The 543-nt window shown below is 62.6% G+C and carries 1 protein-coding gene; it reads right to left on the reverse strand.

The genetic code is table 11. The features are described 5' to 3' along the window. Positions 1-20: 20 nt before the first annotated feature. Positions 21-543, reverse strand: a 523-nt coding sequence (locus IVB32_RS21610) for a M20/M25/M40 family metallo-hydrolase (protein WP_247411392.1), incomplete at its 5' end; no start/stop codon positions are given.

Genomic DNA, 543 nt, shown 5'->3' on the forward strand with positions numbered 1-543 from the left:
GAGTGGGCAGGCGGAAGAGCCTACCCAAAATACCTCGCCAAAATCCCGCGATACACCTTGGTCAACCGCTCCAGGTCCCTGACCGGCACGCGTTCGTCGATTTGGTGCATGGTCTGGCCGACCAGGCCGAATTCGATCACCGGGCAATAGCTTGAGATGAAGCGCGCGTCCGAGGTGCCGCCTGAGGTCGACAGCTCCGGCTTGCGGCCCGTCACTTCTTCGATCGCGGACACCGCGAGATCGGTGAACGGGCCGGGCTTGGTCACGAACACGTTCGAGTTCGAGGGCTCCCAGACGATGCGGGCGCGAATGCGGTTGCCGCAGGCTTTTGTCAGCCGCATCTCGACCAGCTCGCGCAGGCTCGCCTGAGTGTGGTTGTCGTTGTAGCGGATGTTGAATTTTGCGCGCGCTTGTCCCGGGATGACGTTGTTGGCGGTGTTGCCGACGTCGACCGAGGTGAATTCGAGGTTGGAGGCCTGGAACTGCGCGCTACCATGGTCGAGCGGCTCGTCCGAGATGGCCACGATCAGCCGCGCGATATCA

Origin of the sequence: Bradyrhizobium sp. 23, assembly GCF_023073295.1 — a bacterium.
Lineage (GTDB): Bacteria > Pseudomonadota > Alphaproteobacteria > Rhizobiales > Xanthobacteraceae > Bradyrhizobium > Bradyrhizobium canariense_D.